At 43.8% G+C, this 24362-nt stretch carries 19 protein-coding genes; 4 read left to right on the top strand and 15 right to left on the bottom strand.

The features are described 5' to 3' along the window. The first annotated feature begins 22 nt into the window (after window positions 1–22). Window positions 23–1390, top strand: coding sequence for a Fic family protein (locus C7Y71_RS11220; RefSeq protein WP_111898779.1), 1368 nt, complete (start codon window positions 23–25; stop codon window positions 1388–1390). 163 nt (window positions 1391–1553) lie between these two features. Next, window positions 1554–2507: a hypothetical protein gene (locus C7Y71_RS11215; RefSeq protein ID WP_111898780.1), complete on the top strand. Its 954-nt coding sequence runs from the start codon at window positions 1554–1556 to the stop codon at window positions 2505–2507. A gap of 14 nt (window positions 2508–2521) precedes the next feature. Here C7Y71_RS11215 and C7Y71_RS11210 read toward each other — a convergent pair whose 3' ends face one another. The 14 genes from C7Y71_RS11210 to C7Y71_RS11140 all read right to left on the bottom strand — a co-directional run bounded on the left by C7Y71_RS11210 (window position 2522) and on the right by C7Y71_RS11140 (window position 22428). Further along, window positions 2522–3694: a GumC domain-containing protein gene (locus tag C7Y71_RS11210; RefSeq protein WP_111898781.1), complete on the bottom strand. Its 1173-nt coding sequence runs from the start codon at window positions 3692–3694 to the stop codon at window positions 2522–2524. A gap of 10 nt (window positions 3695–3704) precedes the next feature. Further along, window positions 3705–6188, bottom strand: coding sequence for an SLBB domain-containing protein (locus tag C7Y71_RS11205; protein WP_226943473.1), 2484 nt, complete (start codon window positions 6186–6188; stop codon window positions 3705–3707). Window positions 6189–6355: 167 nt separating this feature from the next. Then, entirely contained in the window at window positions 6356–7276 is a 921-nt protein-coding gene (locus C7Y71_RS11200; protein ID WP_111898782.1) for a hypothetical protein, read from the bottom strand. Window positions 7277–7304: 28 nt separating this feature from the next. Next, window positions 7305–10037, bottom strand: a complete 2733-nt coding sequence (gene metH / locus C7Y71_RS11195; RefSeq protein WP_111898783.1) for a methionine synthase — start codon at window positions 10035–10037, stop codon at window positions 7305–7307. A 23-nt stretch (window positions 10038–10060) separates the two neighbouring features. After that, complete coding sequence (gene smpB, locus C7Y71_RS11190) at window positions 10061–10537, bottom strand: SsrA-binding protein SmpB (RefSeq protein ID WP_111898784.1); 477 nt, start codon at window positions 10535–10537, stop codon at window positions 10061–10063. Window positions 10538–10560: 23 nt separating this feature from the next. Next, window positions 10561–11064, bottom strand: a complete 504-nt coding sequence (locus C7Y71_RS11185) for a DMP19 family protein (RefSeq protein WP_111898785.1) — start codon at window positions 11062–11064, stop codon at window positions 10561–10563. Window positions 11065–11074: 10 nt separating this feature from the next. Further along, window positions 11075–12469 (bottom strand): asparagine--tRNA ligase, encoded by a 1395-nt coding sequence (gene asnS / locus C7Y71_RS11180; RefSeq protein WP_111898786.1) that lies wholly within the window; start codon window positions 12467–12469, stop codon window positions 11075–11077. A 26-nt stretch (window positions 12470–12495) separates the two neighbouring features. Beyond that, window positions 12496–13818, bottom strand: coding sequence for a pseudouridine synthase (locus tag C7Y71_RS11175; protein WP_111898787.1), 1323 nt, complete (start codon window positions 13816–13818; stop codon window positions 12496–12498). A 146-nt stretch (window positions 13819–13964) separates the two neighbouring features. After that, complete coding sequence (gene purB / locus C7Y71_RS11170) at window positions 13965–15314, bottom strand: adenylosuccinate lyase (RefSeq protein WP_111898788.1); 1350 nt, start codon at window positions 15312–15314, stop codon at window positions 13965–13967. An 86-nt stretch (window positions 15315–15400) separates the two neighbouring features. After that, on the bottom strand, window positions 15401–17182 hold the full coding sequence (locus tag C7Y71_RS12075) for a formylglycine-generating enzyme family protein (RefSeq protein WP_226943472.1): 1782 nt from the start codon (window positions 17180–17182) through the stop codon (window positions 15401–15403). Next, the gene (locus C7Y71_RS11155; protein WP_226943471.1) at window positions 17172–18008 is read right to left on the bottom strand and encodes a glycoside hydrolase family 25 protein; all 837 of its coding nucleotides are present in this window, start codon (window positions 18006–18008) and stop codon (window positions 17172–17174) included. The genes C7Y71_RS12075 and C7Y71_RS11155 overlap by 11 nt, the downstream gene beginning before the upstream one ends. Before the next feature lie 106 nt (window positions 18009–18114). Next, entirely contained in the window at window positions 18115–19761 is a 1647-nt protein-coding gene (locus tag C7Y71_RS11150) for a diphosphate--fructose-6-phosphate 1-phosphotransferase (protein ID WP_111898789.1), read from the bottom strand. Window positions 19762–19830: 69 nt separating this feature from the next. Next, a complete protein-coding gene (locus C7Y71_RS11145; RefSeq protein ID WP_111898790.1) occupies window positions 19831–20676 on the bottom strand; it encodes an ATPase in 846 nt (281 codons plus the stop codon). 750 nt (window positions 20677–21426) lie between these two features. Further along, the gene (locus C7Y71_RS11140; RefSeq protein ID WP_111898791.1) at window positions 21427–22428 is read right to left on the bottom strand and encodes a phosphoribosyltransferase; all 1002 of its coding nucleotides are present in this window, start codon (window positions 22426–22428) and stop codon (window positions 21427–21429) included. Window positions 22429–22836: 408 nt separating this feature from the next. Between C7Y71_RS11140 and C7Y71_RS11910 the strand changes: the two genes are divergently transcribed. Both C7Y71_RS11910 and C7Y71_RS11135 read left to right on the top strand, forming a co-directional pair. Then, entirely contained in the window at window positions 22837–22980 is a 144-nt protein-coding gene (locus C7Y71_RS11910; RefSeq protein ID WP_193215917.1) for a hypothetical protein, read from the top strand. A 236-nt stretch (window positions 22981–23216) separates the two neighbouring features. Then, complete coding sequence (locus C7Y71_RS11135) at window positions 23217–23645, top strand: Hsp20/alpha crystallin family protein (RefSeq protein ID WP_193215916.1); 429 nt, start codon at window positions 23217–23219, stop codon at window positions 23643–23645. A gap of 96 nt (window positions 23646–23741) precedes the next feature. On the opposite strand, the gene mscL is transcribed toward C7Y71_RS11135, so the two are convergent. Then, window positions 23742–24125 (bottom strand): large conductance mechanosensitive channel protein MscL, encoded by a 384-nt coding sequence (mscL, locus tag C7Y71_RS11130; RefSeq protein ID WP_111898793.1) that lies wholly within the window; start codon window positions 24123–24125, stop codon window positions 23742–23744. Window positions 24126–24362: the final 237 nt, after the last annotated feature.

Genomic DNA, 24362 nt, shown 5'->3' with positions numbered 1-24362 from the left:
TTGAATTAAAAACATACAAGATATGACAAAGATAGAAGCATTATACAACGAGTGGAAGTCACTGCAACCGATTCGCGAAGAAGACGCAAACCGCCTCCACCAGAAATTTATGCTGGAGTTCAATTACAACAGCAATCATTTGGAGGGCAACACGCTGACATACGGACAAACAGAGCTGCTTCTTCTCTTTGGAAAGGTGGTTGATGCTGCCAACATGAAAGACTTGGAAGACATGAAGGCAAGCAATGTGGGACTGAAGATGATGGAAAAACAAGCATCTTCTGAATACCCATTAACAGAGACCTTTATCCGCCAACTTCATAAGACAATTCTTCGTGAAGACTATAAGGTGTATAAGAATCTTCCTGGTGGACAATCATTTTCTTACACCGTACATGCAGGTGTTTATAAAACGCGGCCAAACAGTGTCATTACCCAAACTGGCGAACGATTTGAATATGCCTCGCCAGAAGAAACTCCCTCACTGATGACAGACTTGATTAATTGGTATAGGGAGGCGGAAGAGTCAGGAAAATACACACTCGCTGAGATGTGTGCCCTATTCCACTACCGCTATATCCGCATCCACCCCTTTGAGGATGGCAATGGTCGCATAGCACGTCTGTTGGTAAATTATATCCTTGCCAAGCACGATTATCCCATGATTGTTGTTAAAAGCAGTGACAAGGAAAACTATTTGAATGCGCTGAGTACCTGTGATGGATTTGTAGGTACTGCACCATCAGAAGGCGCACAAGCCACTATAGAACAGATTCGTCCATTCGTGAGCTACATAGAAATGTGTATGGAAAGATCTCTGAACACCTGCATCCGTGCCGCAAAAGGTCAAAGTATCGAAGAAGATGAAGACTTCATAAAAGAACTGAAGATATTGGAGCGTCAAAAGAAGCAAGACTTTGCAACAGAACAATCCCAAACACGATTCAGCGAGGAAGAGGTATGGAATGTGTTGGAATTTGTGTATTTCCCATTAGTTGAAAAATTTGAAAAAGCCATAAAGGCTGTTAACGAAGTCTTCCACTTCACTCAGTCTATAAGAAGCAATTACCTTTCAAAGACACAAGACTATAAAGAGGGTTTACAAGTCAATAACGTTCAAAGAAAAACAACTGACCCTCAACTTCTTGAATATGTCAAGAATTCAAAATCAATGTGGTATGTATGCGAGATAATAAATCCTATGCATCCAAAGCATAATCAACTGAATTTTAAGAAGAAATTCTATGTTACATTCTTTGAAGATCATTACTTCGTTGATGGCATCTTGAATAAGAATTTTGCATACGGCGCATATCCTACAACAGAGGAAAGAAAAGCTATCGTCCGACAATTCAAAGACGACTTGCTTGACACACTGAAAAAACTCTAAGCTACATTTAGACTTATATGACCTTAACAAAAAAACAATATAGCACTCTATCGTTGTCCAAAACGGCTTTGATCGTTCTGTAGGGACAATAAATGATTTGTGTTTCATATAATAGAAACTTATGATTAAAAGAGTAAGGGGAATGATATAATCTGTGGATAATATGCAGCCGAATTACAACATAACTGAGAGTAACCTTGATGCACTCTGGCGGAATGTAAAGGAATACCGCCAGAGCATAAACTTTAAGGCAGTGATGGACGCTTGTATCCGTTTCCGTCATCTTGCACCATATAATGCTATGTTGGTTGAGACTCAAAGGCCAGGAGCTAAGTATGTTCTTTCGGAAAAAGAATGGCGTAGAAAGTACGATCGTGGTATAAAACCGAATGCAAGACCTGTTATAGTGTTGGTTCCATTCGGTCCTGTAGATTTCCTTTTTGAGATAAACGATACCTATCCGTTGAAATCCACTCTGTTTTGGAAAACTGACGAGGATATATTAGAAGAATTGGCTGCACCTTACAAAACAAAGCATGATGTATCAGGACAGCAGTTGCTACATTTGATGGATCAACTTTGCTTTCATGGCATAGCTATAGAATCGTTTGTTGCTGGCGCAAGTTTTGCTGCAAAAATTGAATTGCTCCAAACGAATTCACATGTCATTCGTATTCCTTATGGCAGAGATTGTTGTATTGAATGGCAAGCCGAATACCTACTTAGTGTAAACTCAAAGGCAAAGAGGGGTGAAACGTTTGGAAGCATTTGCCACGAATTAGGACACCTTTACTGCCAACACCTTCTCTATCCTCGTGGATGGAAGCCATGGAAAGTAAGAATTCTCCCCCATGCTGCCAAAGAATTTGAAGCGGAGTCTATCTCATGGCTTATTTGTGAACTTTTGGGAATTGGCAATCCATCAGAGCAGTACCTCTGTAATTATCTCAATAAAAATAATGAGATACCTACGGATGTAAGTATAGAACATATTCTTTCGGCAACGAAAGACATTTGGAATATGTGTATGCTTAATAACCGCATCAACTATAGAGATGGGTTACTATTCAAACATAACGAACAATTCAAGGAAGCGATAAAACAAGCCAAAGATTGATTTATTGCCATCCTCTAAAGTTTCACATTCTTGTCGAAAATCAGGACAAAGATGGTTGTGATGAGGAATGTGATGAGTTCTGCTACTACGATAATGATGGAACGCTTCGGTCCTGCTGATTTAGTTGGTACAGAAGCATTTTGGAGGGTTGTGAAAGCAGGAGTTCTGGCCTCAACTTTTGCTTTATGAAGTTGTACCTGCTGCTTTAATCCGCTATAGGTGGTATAGGCTATTTGCATTTCGTTCTCCAAGTTTTCTTCTTTTGCTTTAAAACTTTCGAGCACGAGGTCTTGGTTTGCATCTACGAACGTGGCATATTCCTTCTGCTTCTTGATGTAGTCTTGATGCGCCCGTTCACAAAGGTTTTGCGCATTTTTTAAGTCGTTTCTCGCCTTGCTCGTTCGATATTGCGTAATAAAGACTTGCAGGCGCTCTTTTATTGTATCAGCCAAGAGCGCTGTTACGAGCGGGTCTTGTGTTTGAGTGGTGATGGTGATGACATCTGTTTTCTTATCTACGGTGCAGGTTATGCTGCCCATAATGGCTTGCGCCAATTCGTATTCTTTCTTGCTTAACGCAAATGGATTGATTTTGTCGCTCCCGTTAGACGTACGCACTTTGTTTCGCACATCAGAGATATTGTCATCGCGCTTTAGTTTTCCCAACTGCTGATCTATCCACGACGCCTTCTGCTTTGTTGTAAAATATTTAGACAGTGCTCCGGTAAAACTGCCATCCTGCGTTGTAACTTTCACGTCGAAAAGCCCTGAAACAAACTCCATGGAATTCATCAAATCGGGATAGAAACTCGGTGTGATAGCATCTTGCGAATTGAGACTTGAAAGGTTTATACCTGCCATTGAAGCCAGACTCCCCAATCCTCCGAGGCTTGAAGATTCGGAACTGTTGTATTCTGGCGCAAGCATCACGGTTACTTTGTACACCTTTGGCATTGTAACCACCAAAAGGCACGACAATACACCTACCACAACGAAAGGAATGATATATTTATAGCGATTTCGCCATATTGTAGAAAAAATCAGTCCAAGGTTTATTTTTCCTGTCAGCACAGACTTTTTCTCCTTCCCTGTTGCATTTTCAGTTGGCTTACTCATTTGCTCTTTTCCTGCCTCAACGTCTTGAACAGAAGAATTTTGCTGATCTGTTTTTATTTCGTTTTGTTCCATTCCAATAGAATTATTTTAGTATTGAGGCTATTATCGCCGCCACGCTTGCTCCCATTGTTCCAAGTCCAATGAATTCGCTCACAGAGAGTCCCTTTTTGTTTGCTTTCGACGGAACAAAGATTTGTGTTCCTGGTTCAATGTCGCGCGAACTTCTTATTCTTGTTACAGTGCCGTTCATGTTAACGGCAAACACTTTCGACTTCTTAGCGTAGTTATTGAAACCACCGGCTTGATTGATGTAATAACTGAGCGTTGCACCACTTTTATAATTCACAGTGTTCGGATAAAGCACCTGTCCGTTAATGCTCACTGTGTTGGAGTATTGCGGTATGATGAGTCTGTCTCCATTTCGCAATACGAGGTCATACTCACTTCCCGGATTTTCCAGCGCCTTGTCGAGACTTATACCAACCGGACGTGTGTCTCCTAATTGCAGTCTCGCAAGGTCAAGAGAGTCAGTTATGATAAGGTTCATCAGGTTCTGGTAATTCAACCGCTCGGAGTATGTCATTACTCTTTCAAGACGTGCTCCATGTGCATATCCCTCGCTTGTCAGTCCACCTGCAACTTCTATAAGGTCGCTGAGCCGCTGTGTTTTCTTTGTCAGGGTGTAAACACCGGCAAATGCTATTTCACCATCCACAGACACATGCTCCTGCTCTATGTAGCCCGGGCTTCTTCTGACATACACTTCGTCGAAAGGCTGAAGAATAAAACCTGCCGTTCCATCCACCACAAAACCATCTTTCAGTTCAAAACTGAACCACTGTGCTATCTGATTGTCTGCCTTTTTTGCCGAATGATTTCTTATACGACGCGAAACATCAATTTTAACAGTTGAAGCCGCATCCTTGAGGCCTCCTGCCTGAAGCACAAAGTCTTCGAGAGATGTATTTTCAATATAGTCGTAAACACCGGGATAAACCACCTCGCCCTCTATTCTTACCGTTCTCTCCTCCTGCATATCCTTCAATGACGGAATGAAGATTACGTCTTCATTCTTCAAAATGATATCCTCCACCTCGTGATTCATCAAAGCCTCCACATCGAAACTCTTGGCCTCGAGCGAGCGGTCTGCCTTTCTTCGATGCATCAGTCCTCTCTGCTTTAAGGCATAGTCCGTCAATCCTCCTGCCTTTTCAATGAGTTGGCTCACGGTAGCGATACTTCCATCCATCTGATAGTATCCCGGGCGGTTCACCTCGCCCTTGATTTCCACCATATTGGAATATCTGTTCAGTGTACTGTCAACATACACAGAGTCGCCGTCTGCCACACGGAAGGCACTTCTTGAATACTTATCGACACTGTAAACAGAATACATGCCCCCCTTCTTGCGTATGACACTGACATTGTCTTCGTATGCTTCACCAGAGAATCCTCCGGCATATTTGAGGAGTGTGGCTACACTTTCGCCAGACTTCATTTCATACCACATTGGGCGCTTCACTTTTCCTGCGATTTGCACGAGACAGTCGTAGGTTTGTACTGTGATGACATCACCCGACTGCAATTTCACATTACCCGTGAGTTTGCCGTTGAGGATGTAATCATAAACGTCAACTGTGGAAATCAAGTTATTGTGTCGATAAACTTTGATACTGCGGAGAGAACCTATTTCTGTTGTACCACCTGCCAAATAAAGCGCATGGAACACTGTGGCAAAGGCCGAAAGTGTATATGTTCCCGGGGATTTCACTTCACCAAAAACATTCACAGAGATGGTTTTCGTCTGCCCTACGGACACTCTTAACTGGCTACTTTGATAACGCCTCCCCAGTGTGTTCTTCAATCTGGCTGTGGCTTGGCTGACTGTAAGTCCATTGACCGAGATAGGTCCATAGCCTTCGAGGTTGATGTATCCATCGGGTGACACTGTGCTTTCGAAGGTTTTTTGAGATGCTCCGTAAATATCTACATAGACTGCATCGCCGGGACCGAGCCTGTAGTCGGCAGGCGTTGCGATATTCATATTAGGCTCGAAAGACAGATTCTTTCGGTTGAAGATATTACGTCCAAAGATTTTCTTTTCCCCTTTTTTCTCTTCTTGTTCATCGTCCTGCATATAGTAGTCGATGGTGTCGGGCACAAATCGTTCGAGTTCAGAATAATAGTCGTCCCTTTCTTCTTCTGCGTCCCTATATTGTGTATTTCTGGTTTTGTATGGGGGCTGTTTTTTAGGTTCTTCTTTCTTTTCTCCGTTAGGTTTTCTGAGGCGGCTGTTATTTTGCGTTGTGATGTTCTTGGCTCCTGGCAGAGCCTTACTTTGCTGCTTTTCATACTTATTTCGTACACGCCTGATTGTTTCAATGGAAACGCCACGCTCCATGAGTTTGGTAACTATTTCACTTCTGGAAGCCCCCCTCTGGTTTTCACTTACGATAAACTCCATCACCTGGGTGTCGGTCATAGAGGATTGTGCCTGTAACGTGTTGTTACCCAACATCATGGCGAAAACAAACAGTGCTAATGCCCTTAAGTATGTTCTTGTCATAAGATTTTTATATTATTGATGTCACGGCAAGATAACTCAAAGTCTCTGCCGTTTCATTTTTCGTTGCTTTTATTTCTTTTTCTATAACGCAAAAGTAGTGAAAAAATTGCAATTTTCCTATCAATATCGCAGCATAATGAAATGTCTGCAAATTAGGCGCTTTGGAATTACTGCGCCATTTGTTCAAGCAGAGAGCAGTCTGATGCGTAGATGGCATTAGATGTCGTGGCTTCTGTAAAGTTTCCTTTTCCCATCCATTGCCCTATCGTTACTCCCCACAGTTGCGGTACTTCATCCAATTTGCTCTTTATGTAATTCCATAGCCCAAGACGCGAATTGTAATCGCTGTCCGGTTTTCTGAATCCATTGTCGCGCGGGAAGCCTTCGATATTGATGAGTACTGGTATGCCATTATCTGCAGCGACTCTTGATGCATTGTCAATCATTGCAGTTAATTTCAGAAACACACTGGGCAGGGCTTTTCGTTCGTTCTCAAAAGTTATCCAGCCTTCCTTCAGAGGGTCAATATCTAATACGACTGCATCAGGATTGATTTTCATGACTTCCCATTCTAATTTCTCCATGCCCTTAACATCCACAACCAATGCTACCAAAGGTTCATTCCTGAAATGCTTGACTTGATTGACGGTTTCTGCAGCAGATGGTGCTTTTAATGGTATTTGCCACATAGCGACACATCCTGCATCTTTATAGTCCACACCTGACAGCCCGTTTACTCTGTCGGCGAATTGTTTCAATTGCACGAGGGCATCTATGGTATCTTGAAGTGCCATAATGACAGTGAACTGTCTTTTATTGAGCAAAGAAACAAGGGTGTCGAGTTCTGAAAGCGGCATATTATCGTCAATTTTTATTCTGACTAAACGCTGATTATACTTTTCCAGCGTGTCAAGACCCATCACTATTGTATCTGCAGTTTGTGCCAAAATTTCTTTTGAGAACGTCATACCACTTCTTTTCACGGCTTCTCCATCAGTAGTCATGGCACCATCGGCTATGCCAAGCGTCTGGGAAGTGCTCACAATAGCAAACAAAAAGAAAAAAATGATATAAATAAATCTTTTCATTCTGACATCCTTAAAATCAACTCTTTAATTATTCAAACAGATTCAGTTTCCCTCTTCTTGCCTGTTCGAGGGATGTCGTTTCTGTCTGACTTGTTTCGTATTCTCGCCGAAGTGTTTCATACCGCTGACAGATTTCTGAAACAAGTTTATCACGACTTTGCTCTTGCATAAGTTTTGCAGCAACAATAGCCATCTGACTGGCATCCTTCACCCAAAGCACAGGTCCGTCATACTCCGTTGCTATTTTCAGTGCCGTATGCATCTCGCTTGTTGTTGCGCCTCCCACTGCTACGGGTATTGAGATATTTGCTTCTTTCAGTGCTCTTACGGTGTTAACCATTTCATCGAGCGAAGGTGTGATAAGTCCACTCAGACCTATGAGATCGACATGGTTATTCAGCACTGCCTCCACTATAGTTTCAGCCGGCGTCATCACTCCGAGATCGATTATTTCATAATTGTTGCAACCGAGCACCACCGAGACGATGTTTTTTCCTATATCGTGTACATCACCTTTCACTGTGGCTATGAGCACCTTTCCATTTGAACTTGCTCCCTCTTCCTTTTCCGCCTCTATGTGTGGCTTTAGTATTTCCACTGCCTTTTTCATCGTTCTCGCCGTCTTTATGACTTGCGGAAGAAACATCTTCCCTGCACCGAAGAGTTCACCAACTTTATTCATGCCATCCATCAGCGGTCCTTCGATGATATTGATTGCATGGGGATACTCTCCCAGAAGTATATTGATATTTTCTTCGAGGTGCGTCTCAACACCTTTTCTTAAGTCGTCGGCAAGACGTTGTTGAGGTGTCATGGCGGCATAATTGTCCGCTTTGTCGTCTGCTTTTGATTGCAGTTTTTCGGAGAGCGTTTCTTGTGCGAGATTCAGCAATTTTTCAGCCGCATCAGAGGTTCTGCACAAGAGAGCATCTTCTATGATTTTCAGCCGTTCTGCAGGTATGTCTGAATAGAGCACACTGGTAGCCGGATTAACTATACCCATGTCCATTCCTGCATTGATGGCATGATATAGGAAAACTGCATGCATTGCTTCGCGTATGTAGTTATTTCCTCTGAAAGAGAACGAGAGGTTGCTCACACCACCACTAATATGCACATGAGGCAAATTGTTGCGAATCCATTTCGTGGCGTTTATGAAGTCGAGAGCATATCTGTCGTGCTCGGGTATGCCTGAACAGACCGATAAGACGTTTGGATCGAAGATGATGTCCTGCGGTGGGAAATGCAGTTTCTCCGTAAGTATTTTGTATGCCCTGCTGCAGATTTCTATTCTTCGCTCGTAAGTTGTGGCTTGCCCTTGTTCATCAAATGCCATGACAACAGTAGCCGCACCATAGCGCAGAATCTCAGATGCTTTCTCCACAAACTTTTCCTCACCTTCTTTCAGAGAGATGGAATTGACGATACATTTTCCCTGAACACACTTCAAAGCAGCACGTATGACATTCCATTTGGAAGAATCTATCATAAACGGAATTCTTGCCACAGTTGGTTCAGCAGCGAGCAAATTGAGAAAATGTGTCATTTCCTTTTCTGCATCCAACAAGCCATCGTCCATATTGATGTCTATGACCTGCGCGCCATCCTCTACTTGCTTCATGGCTATCTGCACCGCCTCGTCATACTTTTTCTCATTGATAAGGCGCAGGAATTTTCTCGATCCTGCAACATTGCACCGCTCTCCCACATTGGCAAAATTGCTGTTTGGACGCAGTTCATACCTATCAAGACCTGCAAGTTGCATATTGACAGGCCGCGACTTTGGTACTCTGGGCGCCTTGCCTTCGACAAGTTTGGGATATTGTGCTATAAATGCATCTGTTGTTCCACAGCACCCACCGATAATGTTAACGAGTTGTTCTTCTACAAATTCGCTAACCTGTTCTGCCATATCCTCCGGCTTCTGGTCATATTGCCCAAGACTATTTGGAAGACCTGCATTCGGATAGCAACTCACGTAGTACGGCGCATCGTTTGCCAACTCCATCAGGAAGGGTTTCATGTCCCTTGCACCAAATGAACAATTCAGTCCTACGGAAAAAATTTCAGGTCGCGCCACAGAAGCAAGGAATGCCTGAATATTCTGTCCGCTAAGGGTACGTCCTGCCTTGTCTGCAATCGTTACAGACAACATTACCGGTACGCGCCGCGTTCTTTTCATCACTTCCTCGGCAGCATATAATGCCGCTTTTGTATTGAGCGTGTCGAATATGGTTTCAATGAGAACAGCATCCACGCCTCCATCAATCAAAGCCTGTATTTGCTCTTCAAATGCCGCTTCCATCTCATCGAAAGTAATGCTGCGGAGAGCGGGGTCTTCTACGTCGGGACTCATCGAAAGCATTCGGTTGGTCGGACCTACGGAGCCGGCTACAAAGCGTGGCTTTTCTTCTGTGGAAAAATCTTCGGCACATTGTTTTGCCAACTTTGCTGCAGCCAAATTAAGTTCACGACACAGGTGCTCGCAATGGTAATCAGACATAGAAACTCTTTGAGAATTGAAAGAGTTGGTTTCTATAATATCGGCTCCGGCTCTTAGATAACGTCGGTGGATTTCAGAGATAACATCAGGGCGTGTCAGAACAAGTAAATCGTTATTGCCTTTCTGTTGTCCAGGTAAATCAGCAAACCGCTCACCACGGAAATCTTCCTCAGAAAGAGAAAATTTCTGTATCATCGTACCCATTGCACCATCAAGGATAAGGATGCGATTTTTAATTATCTGTTCGAGCGTTTGCATATCAAACTCTTTGTTGGAAAGGCTTAATATTCTTTATGGAACGTTCTTGAAAGTTCGCGCTTGGCGTCCTTTTCTTTCATGGCAGCACGTTTGTCGTACTGTTTCTTTCCTCGACATAAGGCTATATCCATTTTGGCACGTCCGTTATCGTCGATATAGAGCAAAAGTGGCACTATTGTCAAACCGGGTGATTTTGTATCGTTTTCGAGCGACCTGATTTCCTTCTTGTTGAGCAAAAGTTTGCGTTCCCTGCGTGTGGCATGGTTTCTGAAAGAGCCGAATGCATATTCGGCAATATACATATTCTTGACAAAGATTTCACCGCCATTGATGTAGCAATACGTATCCACAAGGCTCGCCTTACCCTCTCGTATGCTTTTTATTTCTGTGCCATAGAGAACGATGCCTGCAGTGTATTGATCGATGATTTGATAATCGAACTCTGCCCTTTTGTTTTTTATGTTTATGGTTTTGCTTTTGAGTGCCTTTTTCTTTGCCATTGCATCAAATCCTTTTAGCGCAGTTATTTTTCAATGTCCGCGAAATCTTCAATATGCTCATCGATGTAGATGGCTATGCGTTCCACATAACTTTCCTCTTCGAGCACAAATTCATCATCGAGGTCGTCGAATTCCGGCATCGTTTCGTACAATGCCATAAATTCTTCGTCAGTAAAATCGCCCTCTAATTGGTCGCGATATTTTTCAAACAGTTCTCGTCCACGATAGAGGAGTTTTGAGAGGTCTTTCAGTCCCCACAGCCTCATGACCTTGGCAAAGGGGTTGAAGAAGATAAATGGGCCGTTTCTGTTGACAATGAGTTGTACAAACCCTCCGTCCATCACCTCTTCATGCAGCAGATGGAAAGCCCAAAGTGTGATGTATTCCGACGGCATATCTGCCATCTTTTCCTCTGTGAGTTTGCCATCAATCTCTCTCTCTATTGCTTTAACAAAGACGCTCAAGAAGGCATCCATACCTTCTTGAGCCGCCTTTTGCAGTTCGCTGTCTTTTATGACAATTCGCATGTCTTATAGTTTAGAATTCAGCCGTTTTTGGAGTCCTTGGGAACGGTATGACATCGCGTATATTCTGCATACCTGTAACGAAGAGAATAAGTCGTTCGAAACCAAGTCCAAATCCAGAGTGCGGACAAGTACCGAAACGGCGTGTGTCGAGATACCACCACATATCCTTCATCGGAATATCGAGTTCTTCTACTCTCGCCATCAGTTTTTCATAACTATCCTCACGCTCACTGCCACCTATTATTTCTCCGATTTGCGGGAAAAGCACGTCCATAGCGCGTACAGTCTTTCCGTCGTCGTTCTGCTTCATGTAGAAGGCTTTAATTTCTTTCGGATAATCGGTCAGAATCACAGGTTTCTTGAAATGCTGCTCTACGAGATAGCGTTCATGCTCACTTGCCAAATCCATACCCCATGACACGGGGAACTCAAATTTATGACCTTTCTCTACGGCTTCTTCCAAGATTCTGATACCTTCGGTGTATTTGAGACGGACGAAATCGTGTTCAACGACGAAATGCAAGCGTTCGAGCAATGTTTTGTCAATCATCTTATTCAGGAATTCAAGGTCGTCCTGACAATTATCGAGTGCCCACTGCACACAATACTTGATAAATTCCTCTGCGAGGTCCATGTTATCGTTGATGTCGTTGAATGCCACTTCCGGTTCAATCATCCAGAACTCTGCAAGATGTCGTGGTGTGTTGCTGTTCTCTGCACGGAAAGTTGGACCAAAGGTATAGATTGCACCAAGAGCCGTTGCACCGAGTTCACCTTCAAGTTGTCCGCTTACCGTCAGACTTGTCATTTTTCCGAAGAAGTCGTCGCTGTAGTCTATTTTGCCTTCTTCATCCATTTTCAAGTCGTAGAGGTTCTTCGTTGTAACTTGGAACATCTCGCCGGCACCTTCGCAGTCGCTTGCCGTGATGATTGGTGTATGGAAATAGAAGAATCCGTGGTCGTGGAAGAACTTATGTATGGCAATAGCCATGTTGTGGCGGATACGCATCACTGCACCGAACGTATTTGTACGCAGACGCATGTGCGCATGTTGACGCATATATTCAAAAGTCTGTCCTTTCTTCTGCATTGGGTATTCGGCATCACAAAGTCCGAGCACCTGTATTTCCGTGGCTTGAATTTCGCTCGTCTGACCTGCTCCCTGACTTTGCACAAGTGTACCTACGACAGAAAGACAGGCACCAGTTGTTATCTGCTTGAGCAATTCTGCATCAAACTTCTCCACGTCTGCCACGATCTGCACGTTCTTGATTGTAGAACCATCGTTTAACGCAATGAAGTTAACTGCTTTCGAGCCGCGTTTTGTTCTTACCCAGCCTTTTACGTTTACGGATTGACCAAAGTCCTGCGACTTAAGGACATCGATTATTTTAATTCTTTTCATCTTAGAAAACGGATTTGTATGATTTGTTATTCAAAAGAGCCCATACGCAGGAAGTTGACTTCTTCTTCCGTGAGATAGCGCCAATCTCCGCGACGTAATCTCTTCTTAGTCAGACCTGCAAAATAGACACGGTCGAGTTTTGTAACATGATAGCCGAGTGCGTCGAAGATACGGCGAACGATACGATTCTTTCCGCTATGTATCTCTATGCCCACTTGCTTTTTGTCTGTGGGATGCGCATACTGTATTTCGTCTGCTTTGATTTCTCCGTCTTCGAGCATGATGCCTTCTGCTATTTTCTGCATGTCAGCAGCCGAGAGGTTCTGGTCGAGGAACACATGATAGATTTTCTTTTTCTCAAATTTGGGATGTGTCAGTTTTGAAGCCATCTCACCATCATTGGTCAGAAGCATCACACCAGTTGTATTCCTATCGAGACGCCCCACAGGATAGATTCGCTCAGGACATGCATTACGCACGAGGTCCATCACGGTTTTGCGGTTTTGCGGGTCTTCGCTTGTCGTTACATAGCCTTTCGGTTTGTTAAGAAGCACGTAAATCTTGAGTTCCGGCTTAACGAGTTGATCGTGGAAACGAACTTCGTCCGTTCTTTGCACCTTTGTTCCAAGTTCTGTCACGGTGGCACCATTTACCGTTACGACGCCTGCCTCTATATACTTGTCCGCATCACGGCGTGAACAAACGCCCGAATTGGCAAGATACTTGTTCAAGCGTATTGGTGCATCAGGATCTTCCACCTTCTCCTGGAAGGCTGTGCGGCGCTTTGGCAGAGGGCGCACATTGTTTGCCGGGCGGCGCTTTTGTAAGTTACGTTGTCCATAACCATTATAACCGCCACGGCCACCATAACTATTCTGTGCACCATAGTTGCCACGATTGCCATAACCTCCGCGATTATTGCTATATACTCCACGATTGCTATAGCCCATGTTATTCTGTTCACCATTCTGATTGAAACGGGGACGATATGGGCGTGGACTATAGTCATCACCGCCTGTATTCCTTCCGTCGGACGGATTAAACCTTGGACGATAGGGGCGCTGACCATAACCATCGTTGTTTCTTTGTCCATTAGGGTTAAATCTTGGACGATAGGGGCGCTGATTATCGTATTCGCCCTGTTCGCCATTAGCATTAAAGCGCGGTCTGTACGGGCGGTTTTCTCCACCATTGTTATTGAACCTTGGGCGATAGGGGCGCTGTCCTGAATTTCTGAACGTACCATTGTCCCCTTCATAGTTTCGTGAAGAGAACGCGTCTTGATCTCTACCTGATTCGGCATCTCCCGACCGCCAATCAGTTTTTTCAAAATCGTCAAATTCTGCCATTTTCTTTTTTTCTTTTATTATAGCCTCTCGGCTAATTCAAAAATAAATTTCTTCAATTTCCGTAAAAAAACACTCTTTTTTGTCAGTTAATAATCTTTTTGCTTTTTATTTGTCTTATCTTCAATTTTATATGAGGTCTTCAATAATCAATAGATACCCACGTATGTGCGTGGCGATATTTGTCTAAGTTCTTCTTTCACGCTATCGCTCACGTTGAGGGTTTCTATGAATGCATGTATGCTCTCTTCCGTGACGTGAGTATTGGTGCGTGTGAGTTGTTTCAGCGTTTCGTAGGGATTGGGGTATCCTTCGCGGCGCAGAATGGTCTGAATGGCTTCTGCCACCACTGCCCACTGGTTGTCCAAGTCGGCAAGAATTGCTGCTTCATTGAGAACGAGTTTCCGCAATCCCTTCAGTGTGCTCTCGAAAGCTATGACTGCATGTCCCATAGGCACACCTATGTTGCGAATTACAGTTGAGTCAGTCAAATCGCGTTGCAGTCGGCTCACGGGAAGTTTTCGGCTTAGATGCTCAAGTATGGCATTGGCTATGCCGAGGTTGCCTTCCGAATTTTCAAAATCGATGGGGTTCACCTTATGCGGCATGGCACTTGATCCCACCTCTCCTTTCTTGATTTTCTGCTTGAAATACTCTTCTGAGATATACTGCCAGAAATCCCTGTCGAGGTCTATGAGAATCGTATGGATACGTTTCATAGCGTCAAACACTGCTGCCAGTGCGTCATAGTTGCTGATTTGCGTTGTGAATTGCTCGCGCTGCAACTCCAAAGCCTCCTCAACAAACTGATTTGCCACTTCTTTCCAGTTTATTTCCGGATATGCCACATGGTGAGCGTTGAAATTACCTGTTGCACCACCGAATTTTGCTGTTACCTGAACAGACACAAGCATTCTCCTGGCTTCTTCGAGCCGATAGCGATACACTGCAATTTCCTTGCCAAGTCGTGTGGGCGACGCAGGTTGTCCGTGAGTACGTGCCAGCATGGGGACGTCGTGCCATTCCACTTCGTAGTCTTTAAGTTGCTGCAGGATTTCATCGAGCAAAGGCAGGTACACATTGACGATGGCATCTTTCAGCATCATTGGGAACGACGTGTTGTTAATGTCCTGACTGGTCAGCCCGAAGTGCACAAATTCCTTTTGCTGTTCGAAGCCGCCGATTTTGTCGAGGTTCTCTTTGATGTAATACTCTATTGCCTTGACATCGTGGTTCGTTACACTTTCTATTTCCTTCACTCGGCGTGCATCTTCATCGGAGAAATTCTCATAGAGAAAACGCAGTTTGGCGAAGTTGTCCGTATTGACGCCCTGTAGTTGTGGCAGTGGCATATTGCAGAGCCATATAAAATACTCTATCTCCACCTTGACACGGTACCGCATCAATGCCTTTTCCGAGAAATAATCTGAAAGTCTTTTGGTTTTATTGTGGTAGCGTCCGTCAATCGGAGAGACGGCTGTCAGTTCATTCAGTTCCATGTTTGGTCTTTCTTTTTCTAATGTCTTTTCTCTTAGGGTGCAAAGTTACATAAAATAATTCAGTTGGAGAAACCTATTTTGAGGCATCATTCTGCATCGAGTGCCAGACGCAGTCCTATATAGTATGATGAGTCGGCAGGGTTGAAATTGAACCGGAAGGCATTTCGGCAGAAGGTGGGTCCGAAGAACCATCCGCCTCCCCGGCATACGCGGTTTGTTCCTGTTTTAGGTCCTTCGGGATTGGATATCATGCCATCTGTACCCTCCACAAGCATTGAATAATACTTTTCTGCGTATCTGTCGTTGCACCATTCCCACACATTTCCGCTCATATCGTAGAGTCCTAACTCGTTAGGTTGTTTTTGTGCCACCTGATGGGTGCTACTTCCACTGTTCGTCTGCCACCAGGCGATGTTTGACAGGTCGTTTGAACCTGCATATTTCGTCTGTCGGGACTTGTTTCCTCCGCGTGCAGCATATTCCCATTCTGCTTCTGTGGGCAGACGAAATCTGAGACCGGTGAGAGCATTGAGTTTTTGTATGAATACCTGACATGCGTTCCACGACACACGTTCCACCGGGCGATTTATCCCTACGAAACGCGACGGGTTACTCCCCATGACTATCTGCCAGAGTTCTTGTGTTACCTCTGTCTCTCCTATCAAGAAACTTCGCAAAAAGACTTTGTGCGCGGGTTTTTCGTCGTTCTCGCACGCACCGCCTTGGTCGGAGGTAGCGCCTTGGGTAAAGTTTCCTCCCCCTACTGCTTTCATGGTAAACCTTATGCCTTTCACATTCACTTCACGGTCGCGTACGGCACGTACAGCAAGATTTTCTTTCGTATTCTTTGTTTCAGGCTCATGAGTTTGCAAAACAGGGGCGACTACTGCATCTTCCTCTTCATCATCATAGGTTTCTTGCCAATCGTACGAGGTCTGCAGATTTTCTGTTTCTTCTCTTATGCTATCTGAATCTTCTGCATCAGCATCAGCATCGGCATCAGTATCAGCATCAGTATCAGCAGTGAGACAATCTGCATCGAGCACCAAACGCAGTCCGAGGTTGTTGTTGCTGTAATTCGGGAAATTAGAGTCGCGGTTCGTTACACGGCACGACTTTGCCGCATAGTTCCATCCCCCTCCCCGCACCACATATTCGGTGCCTTCGTGTGTGCCTCGTGGATTTTTTTTTGCGGAATGTCTGTAATAGTCAGCATCATACTTGTCCGAACACCATTCGTCAACATTTCCTGTCATGTCGTAAATGCCTAACTGATTGCCATATTTACTTCCGACTGAATGAGTACCATAATCGGGGTGCCCTCCTCCTAAAGCATTGCCTGCATTTCCTGCCCACCATGCCACGTCGCTGATGTCATCCGAGCCGCTATAGCATGATGCGTTGGCATAATGTCCGCCTTTTGCTGCATATTCCCATTCCGCTTCTGTCGGCAACCGGAAGTTTTTGCCTGTCATTGCGTTCAAACGCGAGATAAACGTCATGCAGTCCTCCCATGACACACACTCCACAGGTCGTCGTCCGTCCTGAAAATAAGAAGGGTTGCTGCCCATCACAGCGGTCCAAAGGCTTTGTGTAACCTCGTGGCGCCCGATGAGAAAGTCGCCAACTTCAACAGTATGTGCCGGCAATTCGTCATCGTCAGCCTCTTCATCGATATCAAGCCTTGCTCCCATCTGAAACGTTCCGCCTTTCACAGCCACCATTGTAAAGGTGCTTCCTCCTACGTTAAAGGACACATCGTGCAGTTGTGCTCTCGAAAACAGCGGGCACAGAAACAATGTCAACACAGCGAGGATTGCTATGTTGTTTTTTATTCTGTAAATGCCTGAAGCCTTGTCAGTTAACATGCTGTATGGTGTGTTCACGCAGGTTATACATAGAGCCATTGTAGACATTCAGATCTACACTTCCCTTTATTCCGGGAAGGCGTCCCCTGTCGGTATGTTGCCAGAATTTCCACTTCCCTTTATATCTTATCTCGGGTAAATAATAGTGTGCCAGCCAGAAATGATAATCATCGAATTCGGGTGTACTGAAGTATTCTTCCTTCATCTTAAGGTATGTGTAGAGGATAGGCTTCACGCCATATTTCTTCTCTACTGCTTTCAGCCATATCAAGGCTTCTGTTCTGACGGCTTCATCTGAGAGGTCGCCCACTTCCTCTATATCGAGCACCGGTGCCAGATCGCCTGGCTGTAGTTGGGCTGTTTTTATAAAATGATCAGCCTGTTTTGCAGCCGGTACGGTGGGCGAAAAGAAATGATAAGCCCCCCTGAGAATACCATACTTCTTGGCTTGCTCAAAGTTGTGCTTAAAATCATCGTCTGAGACAGAGACACCCTCCGTGGCTTTGATAAAGACAAAACTTACAGGTTCGTCCTTGATTATTGCCCTACTGAGTTTTTCCCAATTTATGGCGCCTTGGTGATGGCTGACATCCACACCTCGAATGGAATAGCCGTCGGGAATGCCGATATTATTGTAGATGGCCTGCCACAGCCTGTCGTAGGGTGCGACAAAAAAGAATTGTGCGACAAGATACAGCACGGCAACTGCTGCAACGACCTTTGCCGATTTGGCACGTTTGCCGTCTTTTTGCAGCCATAATCCGAGTCTTGCATCATTTTGCAAGCCATCGAAAGGTGCCATATCTGTCCAACATTTCTTTTTCATCTTATACAGCCTTTGTTTGAAAGACTTATTTTTGAAAAACCTAAAGAAACAAGCCTGGGTGTTCCCATGCCTGTTTCTTTTGGTCTAACAATCTATGCAGATATTTTTATGCGTTCTGTTCAAGAGCGAGCGTAACTGTTGTGCGGTCGCACACCTCTGACGGACCGAAATACTGGATTGGTCCGGGATAGATGAAGCAAGTGTTTTCAGCCCATTCTTCGCGCTGAGCAGCGAAGGTCTTGAAAGGTGCTCCGTCGAGGCGCACGAGCGCTTTCTTAATTACAGGCTTCATAGCACCTGAACGGCGTTCCATGTTGAGCATCATCGTGATAGGCACACCGCCTGCCACCCAGTTTTCTGCGGGTGCAGTTGTGTTCTTTACGATTGCCATATAGCCTGTTTTGCCGTTTGCAATGAGTTGTGCAGCACTTGAACCGAGTGCATAGCAATAGTCAGCATCATAGTTGGACGGTGCAGCGCAGCGGCCTTCGTAGCCAAAGAAGTGGTGCAATGGGGCGAATTTACCAACATACTTACCTTCCTTCTTCCATTCTGCGAGTTTCTTGCCCACCATCTCGCTGAGGAGTTTTTCTGTTTCGATGAGCGATACCTGTACGTTACCGTGTGGGTCGCGTTCGAGCGCGAGTTGGTTGCCTACACCTTCGGGCAGGCTCTTGAATGTGGCAGCATTTGCGGGTGTAAGGTTCTTGCAGAGCCATTCGCGGATATCTGCCACGTCGAGACCATCCACCTCTGCAGCATGCTCTGCGAGGAGGTCGTTGAGTTCGGCAATGAGTTTCTTGATGGCTGGAACGAACTCTATAAGACCTTCGGGAATAAGGATGGTACCGAAATTGTTGCCTGCAGCAGCACGCTTGGCAACCACGCCTGCAATGTATTCAACGATTTCGTCGAGAGTTTGTTCTTTGGCTTCTACTTCTTCGCTCACGATGCACACGTTAGGTTGGCACTGCAGTGCGCATTCGAGAGCAATGTGGCTGGCAGAACGTCCCATCAGTTTGATGAAGTGCCAGTATTTGCGGGCACTGTTGGCATCGCGCTGAATGTTGCCGATTACTTCTGCGTAGGTTTTGCAAGCCGTGTCGAATCCGAAACTGGTTTCAATCTGTTCGTTTTTCAAGTCGCCATCGATGGTCTTGGGGCAACCGATAACCTGCACGCCGGCATTCTTTGCGGCATAATACTCAGCAAGCACACAAGCATTGGTATTGCTGTCGTCGCCACCGATTATCACGAGGGCTGTGATATTGAGTTGCTTGAGGATTTCAAGACCTTTCTCAAACTGACCTTCAAGTTCCAGTTTTGTACGACCGGATCCGATGAGGTCGAAACCGCCCGTGTTGCGGTATTCGTCGATGATGTCGGCTGTGAGTTCCTTGTAGTCATGGTCAACGAGACCGCCAGGCCCCATAAGGAAACCATAGAGTTTGCTTTCGGGATTCTGCTTCTTGAGCATGTCAAAGATACCACAAATCACATTGTGTCCGCCGGGAGCCTGACCACCACTGAGGATAACACCGACATTGATGGGGGCATAGTCTTTCTTTTCTTCGCTTGGTACGAACTCTACAAGTGGAAGACCGTATGTGTTAGGGAAGAGTTTTTTGATTTCTTCCTGGTCTGCCACACTCTGTGTGGGTTCACCTTCTTTCACACTTACATTTCCGCGGAGACCGAGCGGAAGTTTGGGCTGATAAGCCTCACGTGCAATTTGGAGAGCACTTTTTTTCATATTGGTTTTTGTGTTAGGTTTTAAATTTTGCGCAAAGTTACGATTTTTCTTGCAAATAGTAAAGGGGCATTAACGATTTTGCAAATGATAGCCAACAAGGGCTTCCATAGGGTCTTTCATGACCTTGCCGACGCGGAATCCGCACCGTTCGGCAGCCTGCCGGAGTTGCGGCAGGAATACTTCTGCCACACTGCCCACGAAATTCACTGCGAGGTCAGGTCGATTGTAATTGGCTATGTTACGCTTGAAGAAACGCTCAAACTCTGTCGTAACGAGTTCTTCTACTGCCGGATGTGTGATATGACGACTGACGAAGTGGGTGTACTGCGCAAGGAAGCGGTTGGGAAACGTGTTGCGATAGACGTTGCGGATGATGTCGTCAGCGGTGTGCGGTGTTTCTTCGAAGAATGCTTTGCAGATATCGTCCGGCAGTTGGGCTTTCAGCACATCTCCCACGAGTCGTTTCCCTATCACTGCCCCACTTCCTTCATCACCAAGAATAAAGCCGAGTGGCGATACCTGCCAGGTAATCTCTTTGCCGTCGAACACACAACTATTGGCACCCGTGCCGAGTATGCAGGCTATGCCTTCGTCTTTTCCGCATAGGGCGCGTGCCGCCCCTATCAAATCCGAATGCACCTCTACAACGGACGCTGTAAGAACCTCCTTCAGCAGCCTCGTCGTCATGCCGCGCATTTCATCGCGCTGACCTGCACCATAGAAATACACTTCGTCCACTTGCGCGCCGTCCAACTGCGGAAGGAGTTCGCCGTACAATATATCTTTTATCTGACTTTCAGAGAGTTGGTAAGGATTGATGCCCTGTGTTTGTAGCCTTAACGTGTCCTGATTGTTTCGACATAATGTCCAGTTAGTCTTTGTGCTACCGCTATCGGCTATGAGAATTGTTTTCATTCCTTTGCTTTTTCAATATGACTGCAAATTTACATTTTTCGGGTGGAATGTAATTTAGGGGCGCTGCATAAATTAGAAATCCAACTGAAAATCTGTCAGAAAATCAAGATTGTAGGTTCACGTAGTTTCAATTACGAGTCTAAATTGCAACTACGTTTGCTAATTTGCATAAAAAGTTTGTACCTGCAGATTTTTAACCACGAATTCTTGCTTGCAAGCGGGCAAGTTCGAGCGACACTAATTCTATAAATCAGATTTTTAAGTTATGATTAGTTTTGATGTTTTCTTATCAAATCACACAAGCCTAATTTATAGAACGACCTTAAAGAAAAACGCCCTAAAAAGGAAGAAAAGACGTATCAATGCGGGTCGATATTTACCTGCCTTCATTGTCTTTGTTTCTAATAGCGTTCATGGTGTTCACGGTGTTCATGGCGTTCACGGTGTTCATGCGTTCACGGTGTTCACATTCCTAAAGCGTGAACGCGTGAACACCTGAACAAAAAAATCTACTTAACAAACAGAATATCAATATATTTATATATAATATTGGGTGTTCAAATACACCTGAAGCGTGAACAACTGCCGAACAGCAACTATAAACTGTCAACTATAAACTATAAACTATAAACTATAAAGTATCAGTGATAATTCATGTGAATCAATAAGAGAATAATAATTTATGGGAATGATAGACAAGTTGTCCCCGATTAATGTTATCAATTATATTTGCGTCTATTCAAAAACTATTTAAGTTAAAGGACTAAACAAAGTAAGAAACGTTATATCACTTGGGTCAAATGTTTCCATCAATGCTTCTGCTGAATCAGATATCGTCTTACCGCTTGTCACTGTGTCATCAAGCACAAGTATTCTTTTGCCATTAATATCATTGGCTAATTCCAAATTACTTTTTACTTCATCAGAAATAAACATTGACTGAATTACGTATTGTCTATACTTTTCTTCAATGTATTTATATGAAAAAATACCATCGTTTTTCCGATTCATTTTCAATATGGACCTTTCTATTTCTTTTTTACAAATTTTATATTCTTCTTCTGTATTAGTCATTTGAGCAATAAGGTCATCATCTATCATATAGTCAAAAACATAATTAGCCTCATATTTTGTAAAGAAATGTTTTACCGCAGTCGAGTGAGGTATAATTCTTTTAACTATATTAAATATACTATTATTAAGTGAATTATTTGACGGAGTTGTAATTATCACATCAAAACTATCATTCAATTCTTTTGTAACAGCCACAAATCTACGTAATAGAGACATTATGTCATAGTGTTCGTTCTTAAGTTCCCAATCTTTATGCCCTTTTAATGCCTTTAATAAAGGATTTGCATCATATTTGTCATTTGTTTTCTTCCTCATGAAAACAGAAATAACATTATAACCATTGACTTTGTTGTAAATTGGTTGAGGATTCCAAGGGTCATTCGTATCAACATATTCTTGATGGTTTGGATTAAAGCCAACCGTATGTGGTGTTGAATTAGTGTCAATATCAATACCCTCTTTTAGTACCTTTTTTACCTCTTCACTGATTATGTCGTTCAATTTGCTTTTTGTTAATTTAATAATTTTCTTTGTCATATGGCTCCTAACTTTTCTAATAATTATAAACTTTCGAAACAAAAATACTCTTTTTCCTGATATTTCTAATAAAAATTGCCGAATATTAATACCATAATCGGGGACAACACGTTTATCATTCCCTAATTTATTGATGTCCAATAAACAGACTGATAGCACTGAAAGCACATAGCCCGAGGGCAGCGCCCTGAGTGAATATGATCAAAAGCATTGGCGCGCTGTAAGCACAAAAGCGACAAATAAACAAAGAGGATTAGCGTAAATACTTGATTTATAATATTTTTGCCTATTCATACTATATACTGTAAGAAAGTGTATCAAAACCAACGGAGTGCGCTGTCACGCAGAAATTGCACAAATCTGCACAAACCTAATAAATTGATTTTCAAAACGATTATTTTTTAATAATTTGAAAAGGTCTGAAGGATTTCCCGCCTTAGGCGACTTCTTTATTTTTTGATACACTTTCAAATCATAGCACAAAAAACAGCCGTATCAAGACAAAGTGTTCACGCGTTCACGCTTTAGGAATGTGAACACCGTGAACGCATGAACATCGTGAACGCTGTGAACGCTGTGAACACTGTGAACGCTGTGAACGCTGTGAACACTGTGAACACCGTGAACACCGTGAACAGTCCTATAACTAAAGACTCCCAAAGTGCCGGCCGCCGGGGGAGTTTTGTGACATGAGTGATTTGCTTGTGGCTTTCGATTCTTCCTGCGGTACTTCGGGACGCATCCACGCTATTGCATAAAAACTGGGGTTCCTGTCGGCCTTTCGGGCTTTTACTTCTGATACCTGAATTAGTTTAAGTAGAAGGTTCTGCAAATGGCCTTTATTTTTTTGGCATGGTATTTGTAAATTTATGGTCAGAGACAAACAAGACAACAGATAAACAAAGAACAAATTAAAAAAGATTAGAATTATGAGTACTATCAGACATTACAACAACTGGGTGCCAAGTCTTTTCGATGAGTTTTTTGACACCAATTATCCTCGCCGTCAGAGTTATTCCACTCCCGCAGTGAATGTGATAGAAAAAGAGAACGGCTACACCGTAGAGGTGGCTGCAGCAGGCATGACTAAGGAAGACTTCCAGATTCATGTGGATCACGAGAACAACCTCGTGGTGAGCATGGAGAAGAAGCAAGAGAAGCAGGAAGGCGATGAGAAGAAGCACTACCTGCGCCGCGAATTCAACTATTCCAAGTTCCAGCAAAGTCTGATTCTTCCGGACAATGTGGACAAAGCCGCCATCTCAGCACGCGTCAGCGATGGTGTTCTTACCATAGAAATACCTAAATTGGCGCCAGAGAAGACACTGCCTCAGAAACTCCAGATTGATATTGAATAATCTGACGCTGTTGGAGGCAAATGACCGATTCGGATAAAAAGACAGAGTGAGGATTATTCCCCACTCTGTTTTTTTATAATGCGCCGTTATGGACTATTATGCCTGTTTCTTAAGCAGGTCGCGGATTTCGCCGAGGAGTTTTTCTTCGTTCGACGGTTCTGCGGGTGCTTCGGGTTCTTCTTCCTTCTTGCGTGAGAGTTTGTTCATGCCCTTAATCATAAGGAAGATACAGAATGCGATGATGAGGAAGTCGATGATATTCTGGATAAAGCTACCGTACATTACTTCTGCTTCGCCTATCTTTGCTGAGAGTTTAGTAAAGTCAACACCGCCTGTCAGCATACCTACCAACGGCATAATAACGTCGTCCACTAAACTCGACACGATTTTTCCGAATGCTCCACCGATGATTACACCGACAGCCATGTCCATGACATTGCCTTTCATGGCAAATTCCTTAAATTCTTTGATAAATCCCATAATTTATGTATTTTTAAAATTTAACATATCCATGCTTTGTTTTTTTGCCAAACTTGACAAGTCAAGATAGCATAAAAGTTTGCAAATCAACGAATGTTGAATATTTTTAATGATTTGCTACCGCAAAAGTAAAAAGATTTTGTAATTTTGCTTCGCACAAGAGATAAAAATTTAGTTTTTCTGCTTATTTTTCCATCTCTGATGCGATGTAACACCTTTAATTGGTCAATAAATTCC

Source organism: Pseudoprevotella muciniphila (assembly GCF_003265305.2).
GTDB classification, from domain to species: domain Bacteria; phylum Bacteroidota; class Bacteroidia; order Bacteroidales; family Bacteroidaceae; genus Alloprevotella; species Alloprevotella muciniphila.
The sequence above is the reverse complement of the archived record's forward strand: the minus strand, read 5'-3'. Positions and strand labels throughout refer to the sequence as shown.